We start from the raw sequence: 14,996 nt of genomic DNA on the forward strand, positions 1-14,996 counted from the left end.
CCAGGCCCGGCGTTCGCCGAGGGCGTTCCCGACCCCGGCTATTAGAATCTCGAACCACCCGGGACGGACGCGCTGGGAACGGTCCGCCCCCTGCAGCACTCGCCTGTTCAGGAGTCGTCGTGCCCCCGTTCCCAGACCCGAAGGCCATCGAGGCCGATGTGTCCGCGGAGCTCGACCGCGGCGATCCCCGGGCCGCTCTCGCGCTCCTGCGCCCCGTCGCGTTCGGGCTCGCGGCCGAGTCGGGCGGCGGCTTCCGTGCGCTCGTCGGGCGGCTGCCGGCCGAGGTCTGGGAGCACGACCCGCTCATCGCGGCCGCGCTCGGCCACAGCTACCGCTCCTCCGACGCTCCCCGCGGCGCCGCCGGGCTCGCGTACTTCGCCGCGGCCGAAGACGCGGCGGCGGCCGACCCGGCCACCCCGGCGCAGACCGTCGCCGCGGTGCTCGTGAGCCACGCCGGCGGACTGCGTGCCGCCGGTCGCCTCGGTCAGGCCCGGGCGAAGCTCCAGCAGGCGCAGGCGATCATCGACGCCGGCCTCGACGGCCCCGTGCCGGGCGCCATGGAGATCCGGGTGCGGCACGCGCTCGAGAGCGGCGTGCTCGACCTGCACGGCGGCCGGTACGCGAGCGCGCGCGGGCACCTGCTGACCGCGCACGGGCTCGCGACCTATCTCGGGCGCGCCGAATCCGTGGAGTGCGTCGGTGCCCTCGCGCTCCTCGACTTCGTGCTCGGCGACATCGTCGCCGCCGAACGCTCCGCGCGCGAGAGCCGGGAGCTCGCCGCGGGCTCGACACTCGGGCGCAGCGGCTACGCGGTGCCCGCGATGGCGACCCTGCTGCTCGTCGACCTCGACCGCGGACTCGACGGCGCCGCCGAGGACGAGGCCGCGCTGGCGGAGGCGGCCGCGCACACCGAGTGGGAGCCGTACGCGGCGCTCGTCGCCGGCACCCGGCAGGCGATGCTCGGCCGTGCCGCCGAGGCGCTCGCCCTCCTCGCCGACGCGCGCCGCGGGTTCCTCGAGTGGGAGGTCGCCGGCTTCGGGCGCGACGTCGCGGAGCTCGTGCGGGCGTCCCAGCTCGCGAGGGTCGGCCGCGGCGACGAGGCCTGGGAGATCCTGTCGCGCCTGCGTCCGGGCGAACTGCACGTCATGTGCCCGGGAGTGCACCTCGCGTCGCACCTGCTCGCCGGGGGCGATCTGCACGGAGCGGGCCGCGCGCTCGCGGCCTGCGAGGCGCTCGGCGAGGCGCACGCCGTGCGCGGACTGCTGGAGGCCCGGCTGCTCCGCGGCGCGGTGGCCGCCGGACTCGGCGACCACGCGACGGCCGACCTCAACGTCGATCTCGCATTCATCGGGATGGCGCGCACCGGCTCGCGGGCGCCGCTGCGGATGGTGCCCGCCGGCGTTCTCGTCTCCCTCGCCGAGCGGGCGCTCCAGCGCGAGCACTCGGAGGAGGTGCACCGGCTCATCGAGCAGACGCGCCGGGCGACGGACGGGGCGCCGTCGGCGATCGAGCCGCTCAGCGTCCGGGAGCGGCTCGTCCTCGCCGAGGCGCAACGCGGCGCGACCGTCTCCGCGATCGCCGCGGCCATGTACATCTCGCCGAACACCGTCAAGACCCACCTGCGGCGGGTGTACCGCAAGCTCGGCGTCACGACCCGGGAGGAGGCCATCCGGCGCGCACGCACCCTCGGCCTTCACGAGATCACCCGCGATTCACCCGTCCCCCGAAATGACGACACGCGGGGTACATGATTAGATTCCTCTCGTTGCATCCGTGAGGCCGTCCCTGATCCCGGCCCTCGAGTACGACACCGGGCGGGATCACACGGCTGGTTACCGCGGATCCCGCCCAGCTCTGTGCTTTTTGGCGCGCCGCCGCTTCTGCGGCGCGCGTCGCTCCGCGACCTCGGTGAGCGCGGTCGCCGAGGTCGCTATGGTGCGGACCGCGGGGCGGGCGCCGGGTCGAGGGGTCGAGTAGCGCGGGACGCGCGTATCAAGACCCCTCGACGGCCGGATTCGCGGGGCGAGTAGCGCGGAACGCGCGTATCGAGACCTCCCCGCGCCGGACTGCCCCGACATGCGGAAGGCGCCGGCTCCCCGGAGGGAGTCGGCGCCTTCATGGTGCGGGTCGCGCTACTTGAGCGTGACGGTCGCGCCGGCCTCCTCGAGGACGGCCTTCGCCTTGTCCGCGGTCTCCTTGTTGGCGCCCTCGAGCACCGTCGACGGCGCGCCGTCGACGAGCGCCTTCGCCTCGCCGAGGCCGAGGCTCGTGAGGGTGCGCACCTCCTTGATGACCTGGATCTTCTTGTCGCCGGCGCTCTCGATGACGACGTCGAAGGAGTCCTTCTCCTCGACCTCCTCCGCGGCGCCACCGGCGCCACCGGCGGCCGGGGCCGCGGCGACCGCGACCGGGGCGGCGGCGGTGACCTCGAAGGTCTCCTCGAACTTCTTGACGAAGTCGCTGAGCTCGATGAGCGAGAGCTCCTTGAACGCGTCGAGCAGCTCGTCGGTGCTGAGCTTGGCCATGTCTGTCTCCTAGTTTCTCTGTGTCTACGCCGCGGCGATCAGGCCGCGGACTCCTGCTTGGCCCGCAGCGCGTCGACCGTGCGAACGGCCTGCGCGAGGGGGCATTGAACATGTACGCGGCCTGGAACAGCGAGGCCTTCATCGCGCCGGCCAGCTTGGCCAGCAGCACCTCGCGGCTCTCCAGGTCGGCGAGCTTCTCCACCTCGGACGCGGTGAGCGGGGCGCCGTCGAAATAGCCGCCCTTCACCACGAGGAGGGGTTCGCCTTGGCGAAGTCACGCAGCGCCTTCGCGACCGTGACGGTGTCACCGTGCACGAACGCGATGGCCGACGGGCCGGCGAGCTGGTCGTCGAAGACGGAGATGCCCGCCTCGTTGGCCGCGCGCTTGGTCAGCGTGTTCTTCACCACGGCGTAGCTCGCGTCCTCACGGAGAGTGCCGCGCAGCTCCTTGAGCTGCGCCACCGTGAGTCCGCGGTACTCGGTGAGCACGACCGCGTTCGAGTCGCGGAACTTGCCCGCGAGCTCGGCGACGGTGGCTTCCTTGGTCGCCATGGGACTCCTCTATCGTTGCTTGCGCCGACCGGAGTCCAACAAAAAAGCCCCGGCGCGCACGCGCACGAGGCTGATTCCCGAATGGGATGTCACTTCACGCACCTGCGCGGGCTCTCCTGAGAGACTTCGTCCGTCTCGCCCGTACGGGCACGACGGAGACCAGCGGTCTTCGGCCTCGACCACAGTAGACGAAGATCGCGCCGCCCGCAAAGCTCAGGCGGCCGGATGCCCGTCGTCCGGTGCCTTCGGCGGTCGCGGCTTGCGCACCGGCGGCTTCGATGCCGGGGGCTTGGAAGCGGGGGCTTGGACACCGCGGGCTTCGTCGCCGCGGGCTTCGTGCCGCCGGGCTTCGACGCCGCCGGCTTCTGCGACACCGGAGTCCGCCCCGCTCCCGCCGCCTTCTTCGCCGGAGGTTTCGGCGCGGCCTGCGCCTCGACGGGTTCCGGTTCAGCGGGCTCGGGTGTCATCGCCGGCAGGTCCTCGGCCTGCGGAACGACCCCGGCCTCCGGAACGGCCTGCGGTCGGGCCGCTCTCCTGAGCCTGTCGGGCAGCACGAGCGCCACGACGATGACGATCACCAGCACCACCAGCAGTCCGACCGCGAGCCCGATCCCGGTGTTGGGATCGCCTCCCGGGGCCGGCGGCGCGCCCGGCTTCGCGAGCTTCAGGTCGGCCACCTGCGTCGGAGCCGTCACGCCGGAACGCCCCGCGACGAGCGGGTCGGCGGTCTTCCCCGCCACGGCGAACCATGCCGCAGCGGCCGAATCGTGCACGAGCGCGGCGTTCGCCGGCACCTTCGCGAGCGCGTCCGCGAGCGCGGACGACGCCGTGAACTGCGCCAGGTCGGGGCCGTCGGTCTTGGGGTTGATCCACACGGCGGCCACGCCGACCGGCTTCGCCGAGATCGTGATCGCCACGATCCAGTAGTTGGTGAGCTGGATCGGGTGCGTGCTCGCGGGGTGCGCGTAGCGATCAGCGGTCCACTCCCACACGCGGGTGATGTCGCCCGTCTTCGTCGTGGAGTCGAAGTCGACTCCGGCGCCCTTCGTACCGGGACCGTAGAGCTGCTGCAACCGCGCCTGCAGCGAGCCGTCGGCGACGTAGTCGCTCACGACGACCGGCACGGAGCCGAGGCTCGCCCGGGCGGGAGCCGCCGGTCCGGCGAGCAGGAGCGCGACGGCGACCGGCGCGGCGAGCGCGAGCAGTGCCGGGCCGGCGAGCAGGCGGGCGAATCGTGACGCGGGCATCGGGTGCGCCTTCGGGTGGGGGAACCGGAGCACGGCCCATCCTGTCACTGCCGCCGCAGCGGCAGGCGCACCGCGAACCGGGTGTCGCCCGGACGGCTCACGGCCTGCACCGTGCCGCCGTGACCGTCGACGACCGCCGCGACGATCGCGAGCCCGAGTCCCGTGCTCCCGGCCGAGCGCGATCGGGAGCCATCCCCGCGGGCGAAGCGCTCGAACAGCACGGGCTGGAGACCCTCCGGGATGCCGGGGCCGTCATCCGCCACGCTCAGCACGGCCTCGTCGCCCTCCACGGTCAGCCCGATCTCGACGACCGTTCCGGCGGGGGTGTGCGTTCGCGCGTTGGCGAGCAGATTCGCGACCACCTGATGGAGCCGACCCGCGTCGCCGCGCACGACGACCGGCTCGGCCGGCGGATCGAGCAGCCGCCACTCGTGGTCGCCGCCGGCGACGTGCGCGTCGCTCACGGCGTCGACCACGATCGGCACGAGGTCGACGTCGCCGAGCACGAGTTCGCGTCCGGCGTCGAGGCGCGCAAGCAGCAGCAGGTCCTCGACGAGCGCGGTCATCCGGATCGACTCCGACTCGATCCGGCCGATCGAGCGCACGACGTCGTCCGGCAGCTCGTGGCCGCCGCGGCGGGTCAGCTCGGAGTAGCCGCGGATCGACGCGAGCGGCGTGCGCAGCTCGTGGCTCGCGTCGGCGACGAACTGCCGCACCCTGTTCTCGCTCTGCTCGCGCGACACGAGCGCGTCCTCCACGTGTCCCAGCATCCGGTTGAAGGCCGAGCCGACCCGACCCACCTCGGTCCGCGGATCGGTGTCGCGATCGGGCACGCGGTCGGCGAGCGCCACCTCGCCCTTGTCGAGGGGAGCTCCGCGACGCGCGTCGCGGTCTCGGCGACGCGTGCCAGCGGTCGCAACGCGGTACGGACGATGATCGCGGTCGCGGCCCCCGCCGCGAGCAGCGCGAGCACCGTCACGAGCAGGAAGATGAGCACGAGGTTCGCGGTCGTCGTGTCGACCTCGGACTGGCTCTGCCCGACGAGCAGCGTGCCGCGGAAGGGCTGCTGCGAGATCGTGCCGGCCACGGCGGTGTGAGCGACGCGGAAGGATCCCAGCGACCCGCCGAGATCGACCGTGACCGGGACGTCATCCGGCCCGGTGAGTGCGTCGAGCACCTTCTCCTGCGCGTCGCTGAGGGTGCTGAAGTCGCCGTTCTCGTCGGTGTACCTCGCGGTGATGACACCCTGCCCGTCCGCGACGAGGTAGTAGATGCTCCCGACCCGGCGACCGAGCCCCTCGCCGGCCCCCGAGGCGCCGATCGGACCGTTGGACGCGGCCCGCAACGAGATGCCCACCTGCTGGTCCAGACGCGTCAGCAGGTTCTGGTGCAGCGCGAGCACGCTCCCGACTCCCACCGCGGCGCTCACGAGGAGCAGCAGGCCCAGGATGCCCACCACGAGCCGTCGCTGCAGCGACCAGGGCGCGAGGCGGCGTACGGTCATCCTCCGAGTCTGCCGCCCCGGCTATGCAGACCCTGTGAGGCGGGCAAGACCGGGCTCAGACCTCCTGGCTGGGCGAGCGCCAGCTGAACTCCGGCTCGTACCCCAGCAGCCGCCGCGCCTTGTCGATCGAGAGCATCGTCTCGTGCTCGCCGAGCTCCTTGGTGACGGGCACGTCGGGGAACACCTCCGCCGCGAGGCTCGCGCTCGACCGGCTCATGACCGTGTCCGCGTTCGCGATGATGAACGTCTCGTAGCCCGGGGTGCGCACGTCGAGCGCCTTGCGGATCGCCTGGCCGGCATCCCGCGCGTCGATGTAGCCCCAGAGATTCCACTTGCGCTTCATCGCGTCGTCGTCGAACGACGGGAACGCCGCGTAGTCCTCCGGCAGCATGACGTTGGAGAACCGCATGCCGGTGACGCTGAGCTCCGGATCCCACCGGCAGAGCTCGATCGCCATCTTCTCCTCGAGGTGCTTGACCAGCGAGTACGTCGAGTTCGGCTGGGCGGGGTACTCCTCGTCCACCGGGATGTACGGCGGCGGCACGTCGAACGGCAGGCCGAGCACGGTCTCGCTCGAGGCGTGCACGATGCGCTTGATGCCGGCCTTGCGGGCGCCCTCGAAGACGTTGAAGCCGCTCAGGATGTTGTTGTGGAAGATCGCGGTGTTCGATCGCTGGCCGGGAGCCGGGATCGCGGCGAGGTGCACGACGGCGTCGAGCGACTCGTAGCGGTCGTCGACGCCCGAGAGCGCGTCGGCCACCTCGCCCGCGTTCGTCAGGTCGATCCGGATCACGTCGCCGGGGCCGCCGCCGGGCGGGGGCGCCTGGTCGAGGTTGAACACCTCGTTCCCCGCCTCCCGCAACACGCGCACGACCGTGCGTCCGAGCTTGCCGCTACCTCCGGTGACTGCGATCCGCATGGGGTCAGTCTGACAACCGAAAGGGCTTTCGGCGAATCGGTCGGGAGCCGCTAGGAATTCGCGGGCTTGATGAGGTAACCGACGCCGCGGACGGTGTGGATCATCGGCTGCCCGATCGAGTCGATCTTCTTGCGCAGGTAGGAGATGTAGATCTCGACGATGCTCGACCGACCGCCGAAGTCGTAGCTCCAGACCCGGTCGAGGATCTGCGCCTTGCTGAGGACACGGCGGGGATTGCGCATGAGGTAGCGCAGCAGCTCGAACTCGGTGGCCGTGAGCTCGATCGGGGTGTCGCCGCGCGAGACCTCGTAGCTCTCCTCGTTGAGGAGCAGGTCGCCGACGCGCAGCTCCGGGTCGACGGCGTCCGAGACGATGCGCGAGCTGCGCCGGATGAGCCCGCGCAGCCGCGCCACGACCTCCTCGAGGCTGAAGGGCTTCGTGACGTAGTCGTCTCCGCCGGCGGTGAGGCCGGCGATCCGGTCGTCGAGGGAGTCCTTCGCGGTCAGGAACAGCACCGGCACGTCGCCCTCGGACCGCAGCCGGTGCAGCACCTCCATGCCGTCCAGGTCGGGCATCATGACGTCGAGCACGACGACGTCCGGCTTGAACTGCCGTGCGATCGTGAGCGCCTGCTGGCCGCCGGTCGCCGTCTTGACGTCCCATCCCTCGTAGCGCAGCGCCATCTGCAGCAGGTCGCCGAGCGAGACCTCGTCGTCCACGACGAGGGCGCGCACCGGTGAGCCGTCGGCGCGGGTGAGGCGGGCGGGGGCGCGGCCTGAGGGGATGTCACCCCCTATCTCCTCTCCTGCTCCTATGAGCGCACTGAGAGTCCCCTTCGCGCACGCCGGGTGGCGGTGCGCGCGGACGACGGTCGTGAGGGTGAGACTGTGGGTATGTCGCTGCAGCAGCCCACGCTCTCGCTGTGGGACGAGCCGCCGCGGCACCACTCCGAGCGCGTCGTCGCCGACGCGAGGAATCGCGTCGCATGGCTCAAGGCGCGGGCGCACGGGGTGACGGCGACCGATGTCGCCCGGCTCACGGGCGACCACGCGGTGCGCGTTCTCGCGATCGAGAAGCTGCTGGGCACCGGCTTCTCGGGCAACGCGTACACGGCGCACGGACGACTGCGCGAGCCCGAGATCGGACACTGGGCGCGCCGGGTGTACGGCATGCAGCCCTCCACCGCGCTGTTCCACGCCGACGGGCAGCCGCTGCACCTCGCCACGCCCGACGGCCTGCGCGAGCAGGGCTCCCGGCTCGAGCTGTGCGAGATCAAGACCACGAACTCAGCGTGGCGCCGGATCCCCCGGCACTATCTGCGGCAGGTGTGGTGGCAGCAGTACGTGCTCGGTGCCGAACGCACGCTCGTCGTCTGGGAGCAGCACGACGCGTTCGTGCCGGTCGGCGCCGAGCCCGAGGTGCGGTGGGTCGATCGGGATGAGGACGAGATCCACCGGCTGGTCGTGCTGGCCGACCGACTGCTCGACGCGATGCAGCGTCGACGCTGAGCCCGCGCGCAGCCCGCCGACCGCGAGCGCGGCGCCGAACACGACCACCCATCCGAGCCCGATCGTCGTCGCCACGAGCTCGAGCCGACTGCCGAACCAGGAGTAGAAGTCGAACAGCGACATGAGCCCGCCGACCGCCGAGATGAGCCCGACGCCGATCGCGCAGATCAGCGAGAGGCGGCGGAGCGCCCGGTGGCCGTCGGCGAAGGCGCACTGCAGGATCGCGACGGCCGCGGCCGCGAACGCGAGCACCGCGACGCTCGTGTGCACGAAGTCCTGCCAGGTGAAGAACGGCCCGGGCACCGGCACCGGGCATCCGGCCGAGCAGGTCACCTGCGAGTCGATCAGGAAGAACCCGCACGCGATCCAGAGCGAGATGGCCGGCGCCCAGCGTCCGATGAGGCGCGCACGCGACCGGATGCTGCGGCCGGCCCACGCGACGAGCGAGCCGCCCGCCACGATGAGCAGCAGGAAGACCTCGAACGGCCGCGCCGTCGGCATGCCCGTCGCCCCCAGCTCGCTGACGTAGAGGTCGCGCGGCATCTGCAGCCGGATCACCCAGAGCAGCACGAGGGCCGCGGCGACGATCGCCGTGCCGGCGCCCGCGACGATCCGCTCGCGAGTTCCGAGCGTCATCCGGCGCTCGCGGGCAGCGGCCAGCGCTGCCGGCGACGCGAGACCCAGACGACGGCCGCGCCGACACCGCCGATGATCGCGGCGATCATGACGATGTAGAAGGCGACCGTCACGTATCCCTCCGGCGCGAGGCCGGGATCGAGGAACGGGTACGGGTACCAGGTGCGCTGCTGCGCGACGTCGTTGTAGGCGAGCGGGCCGCGGATCATCGTGTACAGCGCCCACACGATCGGGAACGAGACGACCCAGCCGATCGTCTTCCATTCCAGCCGCGGCCGGCCGGGCGCCAGCAGCCAGTCGGCGACGACCAGCAGCGGGCCGACGACGTGCAGGATCTCGTTCGACCAGGGCACCACCTGCCCCTCGGACACGTTCACCCCGCGCAGCAGCATGTTGTAGACGATCCCGGTGGTCGCCATGTACGCGGTCACGCACGCCCGCAGGATGCCGAACCACCGCGGGTCGTCGAGCCGGCGCAACAGGATGACCGCCCCGATGGCGAAGACCACGACGGTGCCGACGTTCGAGTCGATCGTGAAGTACGAGAAGAAGTTGACGAAGAGGTTCTCGATGTGCCGGATGCCGAGCCGGGTCCAGACCTCGTGACTGCGCATCAGCTGCGCCACGATCGCCGCGATGATCGCGAGCGCGCCGGCCAGGCGGACGACGATGAAGAGCGCTCGCATGGCTCGCATGCTATCGGGCGGCGACGGGCCGCGCGTCAGGGTCGGAGCACCAGCTCCCGCACGAAGTCGTCCTCGTACCGGTCGCCGACCAGGAACCGCTTGCTTCCGACGAGCGCGAACCCGCTCTTCTCGTAGAAGCGGTTCGCGCGCGCGTTCTCCTGGTTGACGCCGAGCCAGACCGCGGCGGCGCCCGCTCGCGTGCGGCGTCGAGGCTCGCGGCCATCAGCGCGGAGGCGACACCGGAGCCGTGCGCGTCGGCGAGCACGTAGACCTTGCTGAGCTCGATCGTGGGGCGCGTCGTGATCGCGGCCGCGACATCCGGATCGGTGGGCTCGCCGTCGATGAGCATGGTGTAGCCGACCGCCCGGCCGTCGAGCTCCGCGACGAACAGGTCCCGCGCGGCGTCGTCGAGGTAGCCCCGGAACGAGGCCTCGCTCAGGTTCCGGGCGATGAAGTCGGCCTTGGCCTCCTCGGTCGTATGCGGCGGGCACGCGAGAGGGAACGTCGCGGCGGCGACCGCCGCGAGGTCTGCCGCGTCGGCGGCGTAGGCGGTGCGGATGACCAGACTCACGCCCTCCACGCTAGCGGCCGGCGTGCCGCCGTCGCCGCGCGTCGACCCGGTCGGCGGAGCACCCTCACGCGGTCGAGCGCCCACGTTCGCATCACGCCGGCACGTGCACCCGCGCCGTGTGATGCGAACGTCGCGCGCGGCGTGACGGCGCCGGATACGACACGAGGGGCCCCGCCTCGGCGGAGCCCCTCGTGTCGTGTTGCTGCGGCGTCTACAGGGCCGCGACGTCGAGCGGGATGCCGGGTCCGAAGGTGGTCGAGAGCGACCCCTTCTGGATGTAGCGGCCCTTCGAGGCGCTCGGCTTGGCACGCTGGATCTCGTCCAGCGCCACCCGGAGGTTGTCGCCGAGCTGCTCGGCGGTGAACCCGGCCTTGCCGATGACGAAGTGCACGTTGGCGTGCTTGTCGACGCGGAACTCGATCTTGCCGCCCTTGATCTCCTCGACGGCCTTGGCCGCGTTCGGGGTCACCGTGCCGGTCTTCGGGTTGGGCATGAGCCCGCGCGGGCCGAGCACCTTGCCGAGACGCCCGACCTGGCCCATGAGCTCCGGGGTCGACACGGCCGCGTCGAAGGCGGTGTAGCCGCCGGCGACCTTCTCGATGAGCTCGGCGCCGCCGACCTCATCGGCGCCCGCGGCGATGGCCGCCTCGGCCGCCGGGCCGGTCGCGAACACGATGACGCGGGCGGTCTTGCCCGTGCCGTGCGGCAGGATGACGGTGCCGCGGACCATCTGGTCGGCCTTGCGCGGGTCGACGCCCAGCTTGAGCGCGACCTCGACGGTCGAGTCGAACTTCTTCGAGCCCGTCTCCTTGATGAGCGACACGGCCTCGGCGGGCTCGTAGTACTTGCCGGCCTCGATCTTCTCGGCGGCGGCGCGGTATGCCTTGCTCTTGACGCCCATGGTTACGCCTCCACCGTGATCCCCATCGACCGGGCGGTGCCCGCGATGATCTTCTCCGCCGCCTCGATGTCGTTGGCGTTGAGGTCGACCTGCTTCTGCTCGGCGATGGCGCGCACCTGCTCCTTGGAGAGCTTGGCGACCTTCACCGTGTGCGGGGTCGACGACCCCTTCTGCACGCCGGCGGCCTTCTTAATGAGCTCCGCGGCGGGCGGGGTCTTGAGGACGAACGTGAACGAGCGGTCCTCGTAGACGGTGATCTCGACCGGGATGACGTTGCCGCGCTGGTTCTCGGTGGCCGCGTTGTAGGCCTTGCAGAACTCCATGATGTTCACGCCGTGCTGACCGAGAGCCGGTCCGATCGGCGGAGCGGGGTTGGCCTGACCGGCCTGGATCTGGAGCTTGATCAGCCCCGTCACCTTCTTCTTGGGCGCCATGAGGCTGCCTTTCTCGTCGTGCACCGTGACGGCGCGCTTCCACGAACCAGGCGGTTCCTGGCAGTGGTGGGAGTCGCCGGCCTTGCGGCCAACCTGTCGATGATAGCCGACCGCGTCATCCGGTGCCGAGCGGGCCGGCCTCGCGCTAGACGGAGCGGCGGTAGACACGGAACGCCGAGGTGGCGAGCACGCCCATGATGATGCCGAGGCCGGCCAGCAGGCCGAGATGGCCCCACACCGACGCCCAGTCGGGCGAGGACTGCAGAGCCCCGCGCCCGGCGACCACGGCCCATTCGAACGGGTTGTAGCGCGCGATGTCGGCCACCCACGCCGGGGCGAGACGGGTGTCCATGATCGCCGAGCTCAGGAACATGAGCGGGAACGACAGGATCTGCGAGATGCCGATGAGGGCGGTCTGCTGCCGGGTGAGCAGCGCGACGGCGTCCGAGAGGGCGCCGAAGATCACCGTCAGGAGCACGGCGGCCAGTACGAGCACCAGGATGCCGGGCACGCCGCCATCGAACCGCGCGCCGGCCAGCCACGCGATCCCGAGCACGATGAGCGTCTGCACGACCGTGAGGAGCGCCTGGTACAGCAGCGTCGCGCCGATGAGCGCGCCGCGGCTGGTCGGCGAGGTGAGGAAGCGGTCCATGACCCCGCGATCCATGTCCTGGATGTAGGTCGTGCCGGTCCAGGCGCTGCCGAACAGCGCCATCATCATGACGATCCCGGGCGTGAGGAAGACGAGGTAGTCGCCTCCCCGCTGAAGCCGGGGATCTGCACGACCGACCGGAACAGCTGGCCGAACAGGAGCAGCCAGATGATCGGCTGCACGAGGTTCATGACCAGATAGGCGGGCACGCGCGCGAACGCCCGGAGCTGGCGTCCGGTGAGCAGGACGGTGTGACTGAGGGATGCCGCCACGGCGGACGGGGCGAGTGCGCTCATGCGCGGACTCCTTCGGGGGTCGGGGTGGTGAGGCTGCGGCCGGTGTGCCGCAGGTAGACGTCGTCGAGGCTGGGCCGCGCGACGGTCGCCGAGGCGACCGCGATCCCCGCCTCCTCGAGGGCGGCGAGCACCCTCGGCAGGGCCGCGGCCCCGGACTCGGTCCGGCTGCGCAGCACGCGCCCGTCGGCGACGACCTCGGCGAGGCCGGGCAGCGCGGACACGAGCCGCACGGCGTCGTCGATGCCGCCCGCGTCGAGCTGGGGCGCCAGTTCGAGCACGACGGCGTCGCCGCGCAGGCCGTTCTTGAGCTCATCCGGCGTGCCCTCGGCCACGACCCGGCCGTGGTCGACGATCGCGAGCCGGGCGGCGAGCCGGTCGGCCTCCTCGAGGTAGTGGGTGGTCAGCAGCACGGTCATCTGCTCGACGCGGGCCATCGCCTCCAGCTCCGCCCACATGTCGGCCCGGGCCTCGGGGTCGAGCCCGGTGGTGGGCTCGTCGAGGAACAGCACCTGGGGGCGGTGCATGAGCCCGATCGCCACGTCGAGCTTGCGCGCCATGCCGCCGGAGTAGCTCTTCACGAGCCGGTCGGCGGCGGGGGCGAGCGAGAAGCGGTCGAGCAGCTCCGCCGCGCGCTCCCGGGCGGCCGGGCCGGGCATCCCCTGCAGGCGTCCGGCGAGCACGAGGTTCTCGCGCCCGGTGTCCATCGGGTCGGCGACCGGCTTCTGGGCGACGAAGCCCACGGCTCGCCGCACGCGCTCCGGATGCCGACGCACGTCGATCCCGGCGACCTCCGCGGTGCCGGCCTCGGCCTGCGACAGCGTGGTGAGGATCTTGACGGTCGTCGACTTGCCGGCGCCGTTCGGGCCGAGCAGGGCGAAGATCGTGCCGGCCTCGACCTCGAAGGTCAGGCCGTCGAGGGCGACGAGTCGCGGGGCACCGCGTCCCGCCGGGTAGGTCTTGCGCAGTCCGTCGGCCCGCAGGCCGATCCCGCGCGCGGGGTCCATCATGTCTCCGACTCCTCGGGGTTGGGAGTCGCGGTGCGGCGGTGATGCGCGGATACGATCGGGGTGGGCCTTGATCGTCGGTGCGCGCGTTGCGCTCGTGCCGGACTCAGGGTGTATCGGCGGCTCGGATGTTGCCGCATCCGGGCCGCCGCTTCTCGGTCAGGACGTGGGCCGCTCCGACCGGTTCGACCTGTCGCCCGCGGGGAAGTTCATCCGTGCGAGCAGCAGGAAGAAGACGAGGATCGTCGCCACGATCGCGAGCCACGACCAGGCGAAGCCGACCGTGAAGCTCAGCACGACGAAGAGCGCGAGCCCCGCGATCCAGACGACGACCGTGTAGATGCCGAAACGCGCGGCGGCCGCCGGGTCCCGGCTGAAGCGGTCCTCGACCGCCGCCTGGCGCCCCATCGCGAGCACCCACGGCTTGGTGCGGTTCGTCTGCGTGACCCCGCACCACACCAGACCGAGGATGCCGGCCAGGCCGAGCACGATCGACGCGATCAGGATGCCGAGGGCGCCCGGATGCACGATCGCGACGGCCGCCAGGCCGAGGCCGAGGCCGAGCGCGCCGCCCGACAGCCCCCACGCCGCCGCCCGGCCGGGCGGCAGGGCGAAATGCGCCGTGGTCTCCTGACGCAGGGCGTCGGTGACGATGACACCCGTCGCGATGGCGAACACGACCGCGATGGCGGCACCCGTGCCCCACGGGGCGTCGAGGACGCCGACCCCGCCGAACGTCAGCAGGACGACCGCGCCGGCCAGCACCAGGGCGAGGAGCACGGTGCGCACGACGAAGGCTGCCGACGGGCGCACGCGCTGCTGCCGCATGATGTCGGCGGCGCGCGCGAGGTCGGGGTGCGCGTGCGGTCCCATCGTCCCGTGGTCGGAGGCCGGGATCCGGTCCCCATCCGACACCGCCGCCACGAGATCGTCGATGTCGCCGATCTCGCGCATCGCGGTCGCGGCCGCCCGCGCCGGATCGACGCCGGCGTCCTGCAGTTCCTGGGCGCGCGCCGCGAGACTCGCCCGCAGCTCCTCCTTGAGGTCCTGCAGTTCGGGGTCACGGCGACCCCCGCGAATGCCTCGTCCAGCAGTCGGTGGATCGAGCCGTCGGCGCTCATCGGGTGCTCCTTGCAGTGGGAAGGTCGAGAAGGGTGTTGATGATCTGGTGGGTCGCCTGCCAGGCGACGACGTTGCGCCGGTAGACCGCGCGGCCGGCATCGGTGATCCGGTAGTACTTGCGGCGCCCGCCCTGGGTCTCGTCGCCCCAGTACGCCTCCACGAGGCCGTCGCGCTCCAGCCGGCGGAAGGTGGCGTACAGGGTGGCCTCCTTGATCTCGTACCGGCCGTCGGTGGCGTCGCGGATCGTCTTGTAGATCTCGAAGCCGTAGCGATCCGCGCCGCGCAGGACGCCCAGGACGATCGTGTCGGTGTGCCCGCGCAGCAGGTCGGCGGCGAAAGCGTCGACGACGCCGTCGGGACCTGATGTCGTGCGGTTCTCTGTCACGACAAGAACTATATCAGATCAAGTACTCAATGCAAGAGGGCCCGGCCGCAGTGA

General features: G+C 71.7%; 17 protein-coding genes and 2 pseudogenes. 2 read left to right on the forward strand and 17 right to left on the reverse strand.

Going from position 1 to position 14,996, the window contains the following annotated elements; genetic code table 11:
- The first annotated feature begins 119 nt into the window (after positions 1 to 119).
- Positions 120 to 1,751 (forward strand): helix-turn-helix transcriptional regulator, encoded by a 1,632-nt coding sequence (locus tag QQK35_RS06025; RefSeq protein WP_284253361.1) that lies wholly within the window; start codon positions 120 to 122, stop codon positions 1,749 to 1,751.
- 381 nt (positions 1,752 to 2,132) lie between these two features.
- On the opposite strand, the gene rplL is transcribed toward QQK35_RS06025, so the two are convergent.
- From rplL to QQK35_RS06060, 7 genes and pseudogenes are all read right to left on the reverse strand, one after another.
- Positions 2,133 to 2,525, reverse strand: coding sequence for a 50S ribosomal protein L7/L12 (gene rplL / locus QQK35_RS06030; protein WP_284253362.1), 393 nt, complete (start codon positions 2,523 to 2,525; stop codon positions 2,133 to 2,135).
- Between the two features lie 38 nt (positions 2,526 to 2,563).
- A pseudogene (gene rplJ / locus QQK35_RS06035) lies at positions 2,564 to 3,077 on the reverse strand (50S ribosomal protein L10).
- An 89-nt stretch (positions 3,078 to 3,166) separates the two neighbouring features.
- A complete protein-coding gene (locus QQK35_RS06040) occupies positions 3,167 to 4,357 on the reverse strand; it encodes a hypothetical protein (protein WP_284253363.1) in 1,191 nt (396 codons plus the stop codon).
- Positions 4,358 to 4,368: 11 nt separating this feature from the next.
- The gene (locus QQK35_RS06045; RefSeq protein WP_284253364.1) at positions 4,369 to 5,040 is read right to left on the reverse strand and encodes a sensor histidine kinase; all 672 of its coding nucleotides are present in this window, start codon (positions 5,038 to 5,040) and stop codon (positions 4,369 to 4,371) included.
- Entirely contained in the window at positions 4,965 to 5,828 is an 864-nt protein-coding gene (locus QQK35_RS06050; RefSeq protein ID WP_284253365.1) for a hypothetical protein, read from the reverse strand. Before QQK35_RS06050 ends, QQK35_RS06045 begins: the two co-directional genes overlap by 76 nt.
- A gap of 55 nt (positions 5,829 to 5,883) precedes the next feature.
- Entirely contained in the window at positions 5,884 to 6,747 is an 864-nt protein-coding gene (locus tag QQK35_RS06055; RefSeq protein ID WP_284253366.1) for an NAD-dependent epimerase/dehydratase family protein, read from the reverse strand.
- Positions 6,748 to 6,797: 50 nt separating this feature from the next.
- Positions 6,798 to 7,532 (reverse strand): response regulator transcription factor, encoded by a 735-nt coding sequence (locus tag QQK35_RS06060; RefSeq protein WP_284255616.1) that lies wholly within the window; start codon positions 7,530 to 7,532, stop codon positions 6,798 to 6,800.
- Positions 7,533 to 7,640: 108 nt separating this feature from the next.
- Here QQK35_RS06060 and QQK35_RS06065 point away from each other — a divergent pair, with 108 nt between their 5' ends.
- The gene (locus QQK35_RS06065) at positions 7,641 to 8,255 is read left to right on the forward strand and encodes a YqaJ viral recombinase family protein (RefSeq protein WP_284253367.1); all 615 of its coding nucleotides are present in this window, start codon (positions 7,641 to 7,643) and stop codon (positions 8,253 to 8,255) included.
- Positions 8,256 to 8,345: 90 nt separating this feature from the next.
- On the opposite strand, the pseudogene QQK35_RS19665 reads toward QQK35_RS06065, so the two are convergent.
- From QQK35_RS19665 to QQK35_RS06110, 10 genes and pseudogenes are all read right to left on the reverse strand, one after another.
- Positions 8,346 to 8,891: pseudogene (locus QQK35_RS19665) on the reverse strand (DUF998 domain-containing protein); the annotation flags it as partial.
- Complete coding sequence (locus tag QQK35_RS06070; protein WP_284253368.1) at positions 8,888 to 9,577, reverse strand: Pr6Pr family membrane protein; 690 nt, start codon at positions 9,575 to 9,577, stop codon at positions 8,888 to 8,890. The gene QQK35_RS06070 and the pseudogene QQK35_RS19665, both read right to left, overlap by 4 nt.
- 10 nt (positions 9,578 to 9,587) lie before the next feature.
- Positions 9,588 to 10,148, reverse strand: coding sequence for a GNAT family N-acetyltransferase (locus QQK35_RS06075; RefSeq protein WP_348534897.1), 561 nt, complete (start codon positions 10,146 to 10,148; stop codon positions 9,588 to 9,590).
- Positions 10,149 to 10,359: 211 nt separating this feature from the next.
- Entirely contained in the window at positions 10,360 to 11,049 is a 690-nt protein-coding gene (gene rplA / locus QQK35_RS06080) for a 50S ribosomal protein L1 (protein ID WP_284253369.1), read from the reverse strand.
- A 2-nt stretch (positions 11,050 to 11,051) separates the two neighbouring features.
- A complete protein-coding gene (gene rplK / locus QQK35_RS06085) occupies positions 11,052 to 11,483 on the reverse strand; it encodes a 50S ribosomal protein L11 (protein ID WP_284255617.1) in 432 nt (143 codons plus the stop codon).
- Positions 11,484 to 11,628: 145 nt separating this feature from the next.
- The gene (locus QQK35_RS06090; RefSeq protein ID WP_284253370.1) at positions 11,629 to 12,198 is read right to left on the reverse strand and encodes an ABC transporter permease; all 570 of its coding nucleotides are present in this window, start codon (positions 12,196 to 12,198) and stop codon (positions 11,629 to 11,631) included.
- 2 nt (positions 12,199 to 12,200) lie between these two features.
- Positions 12,201 to 12,431 carry an ABC transporter permease gene (locus QQK35_RS06095; protein ID WP_284253371.1) on the reverse strand — a complete coding sequence of 77 codons (231 nt, stop codon included), beginning with the start codon at positions 12,429 to 12,431 and terminating at the stop codon, positions 12,201 to 12,203.
- A complete protein-coding gene (locus QQK35_RS06100; protein ID WP_344199478.1) occupies positions 12,428 to 13,438 on the reverse strand; it encodes an ATP-binding cassette domain-containing protein in 1,011 nt (336 codons plus the stop codon). The genes QQK35_RS06095 and QQK35_RS06100 overlap by 4 nt, the downstream gene beginning before the upstream one ends.
- A 156-nt stretch (positions 13,439 to 13,594) precedes the next feature.
- Complete coding sequence (locus tag QQK35_RS06105; RefSeq protein ID WP_284253372.1) at positions 13,595 to 14,656, reverse strand: permease prefix domain 1-containing protein; 1,062 nt, start codon at positions 14,654 to 14,656, stop codon at positions 13,595 to 13,597.
- Positions 14,553 to 14,942: a PadR family transcriptional regulator gene (locus QQK35_RS06110; RefSeq protein ID WP_284253373.1), complete on the reverse strand. Its 390-nt coding sequence runs from the start codon at positions 14,940 to 14,942 to the stop codon at positions 14,553 to 14,555. The genes QQK35_RS06105 and QQK35_RS06110 overlap by 104 nt, the downstream gene beginning before the upstream one ends.
- Between the last annotated feature and the right edge of the window lie 54 nt (positions 14,943 to 14,996).

Origin of the sequence: Pseudolysinimonas kribbensis, assembly GCF_030161895.1 — a bacterium.
Classification (GTDB): Bacteria; Actinomycetota; Actinomycetes; order Actinomycetales; family Microbacteriaceae; genus Pseudolysinimonas; species Pseudolysinimonas kribbensis.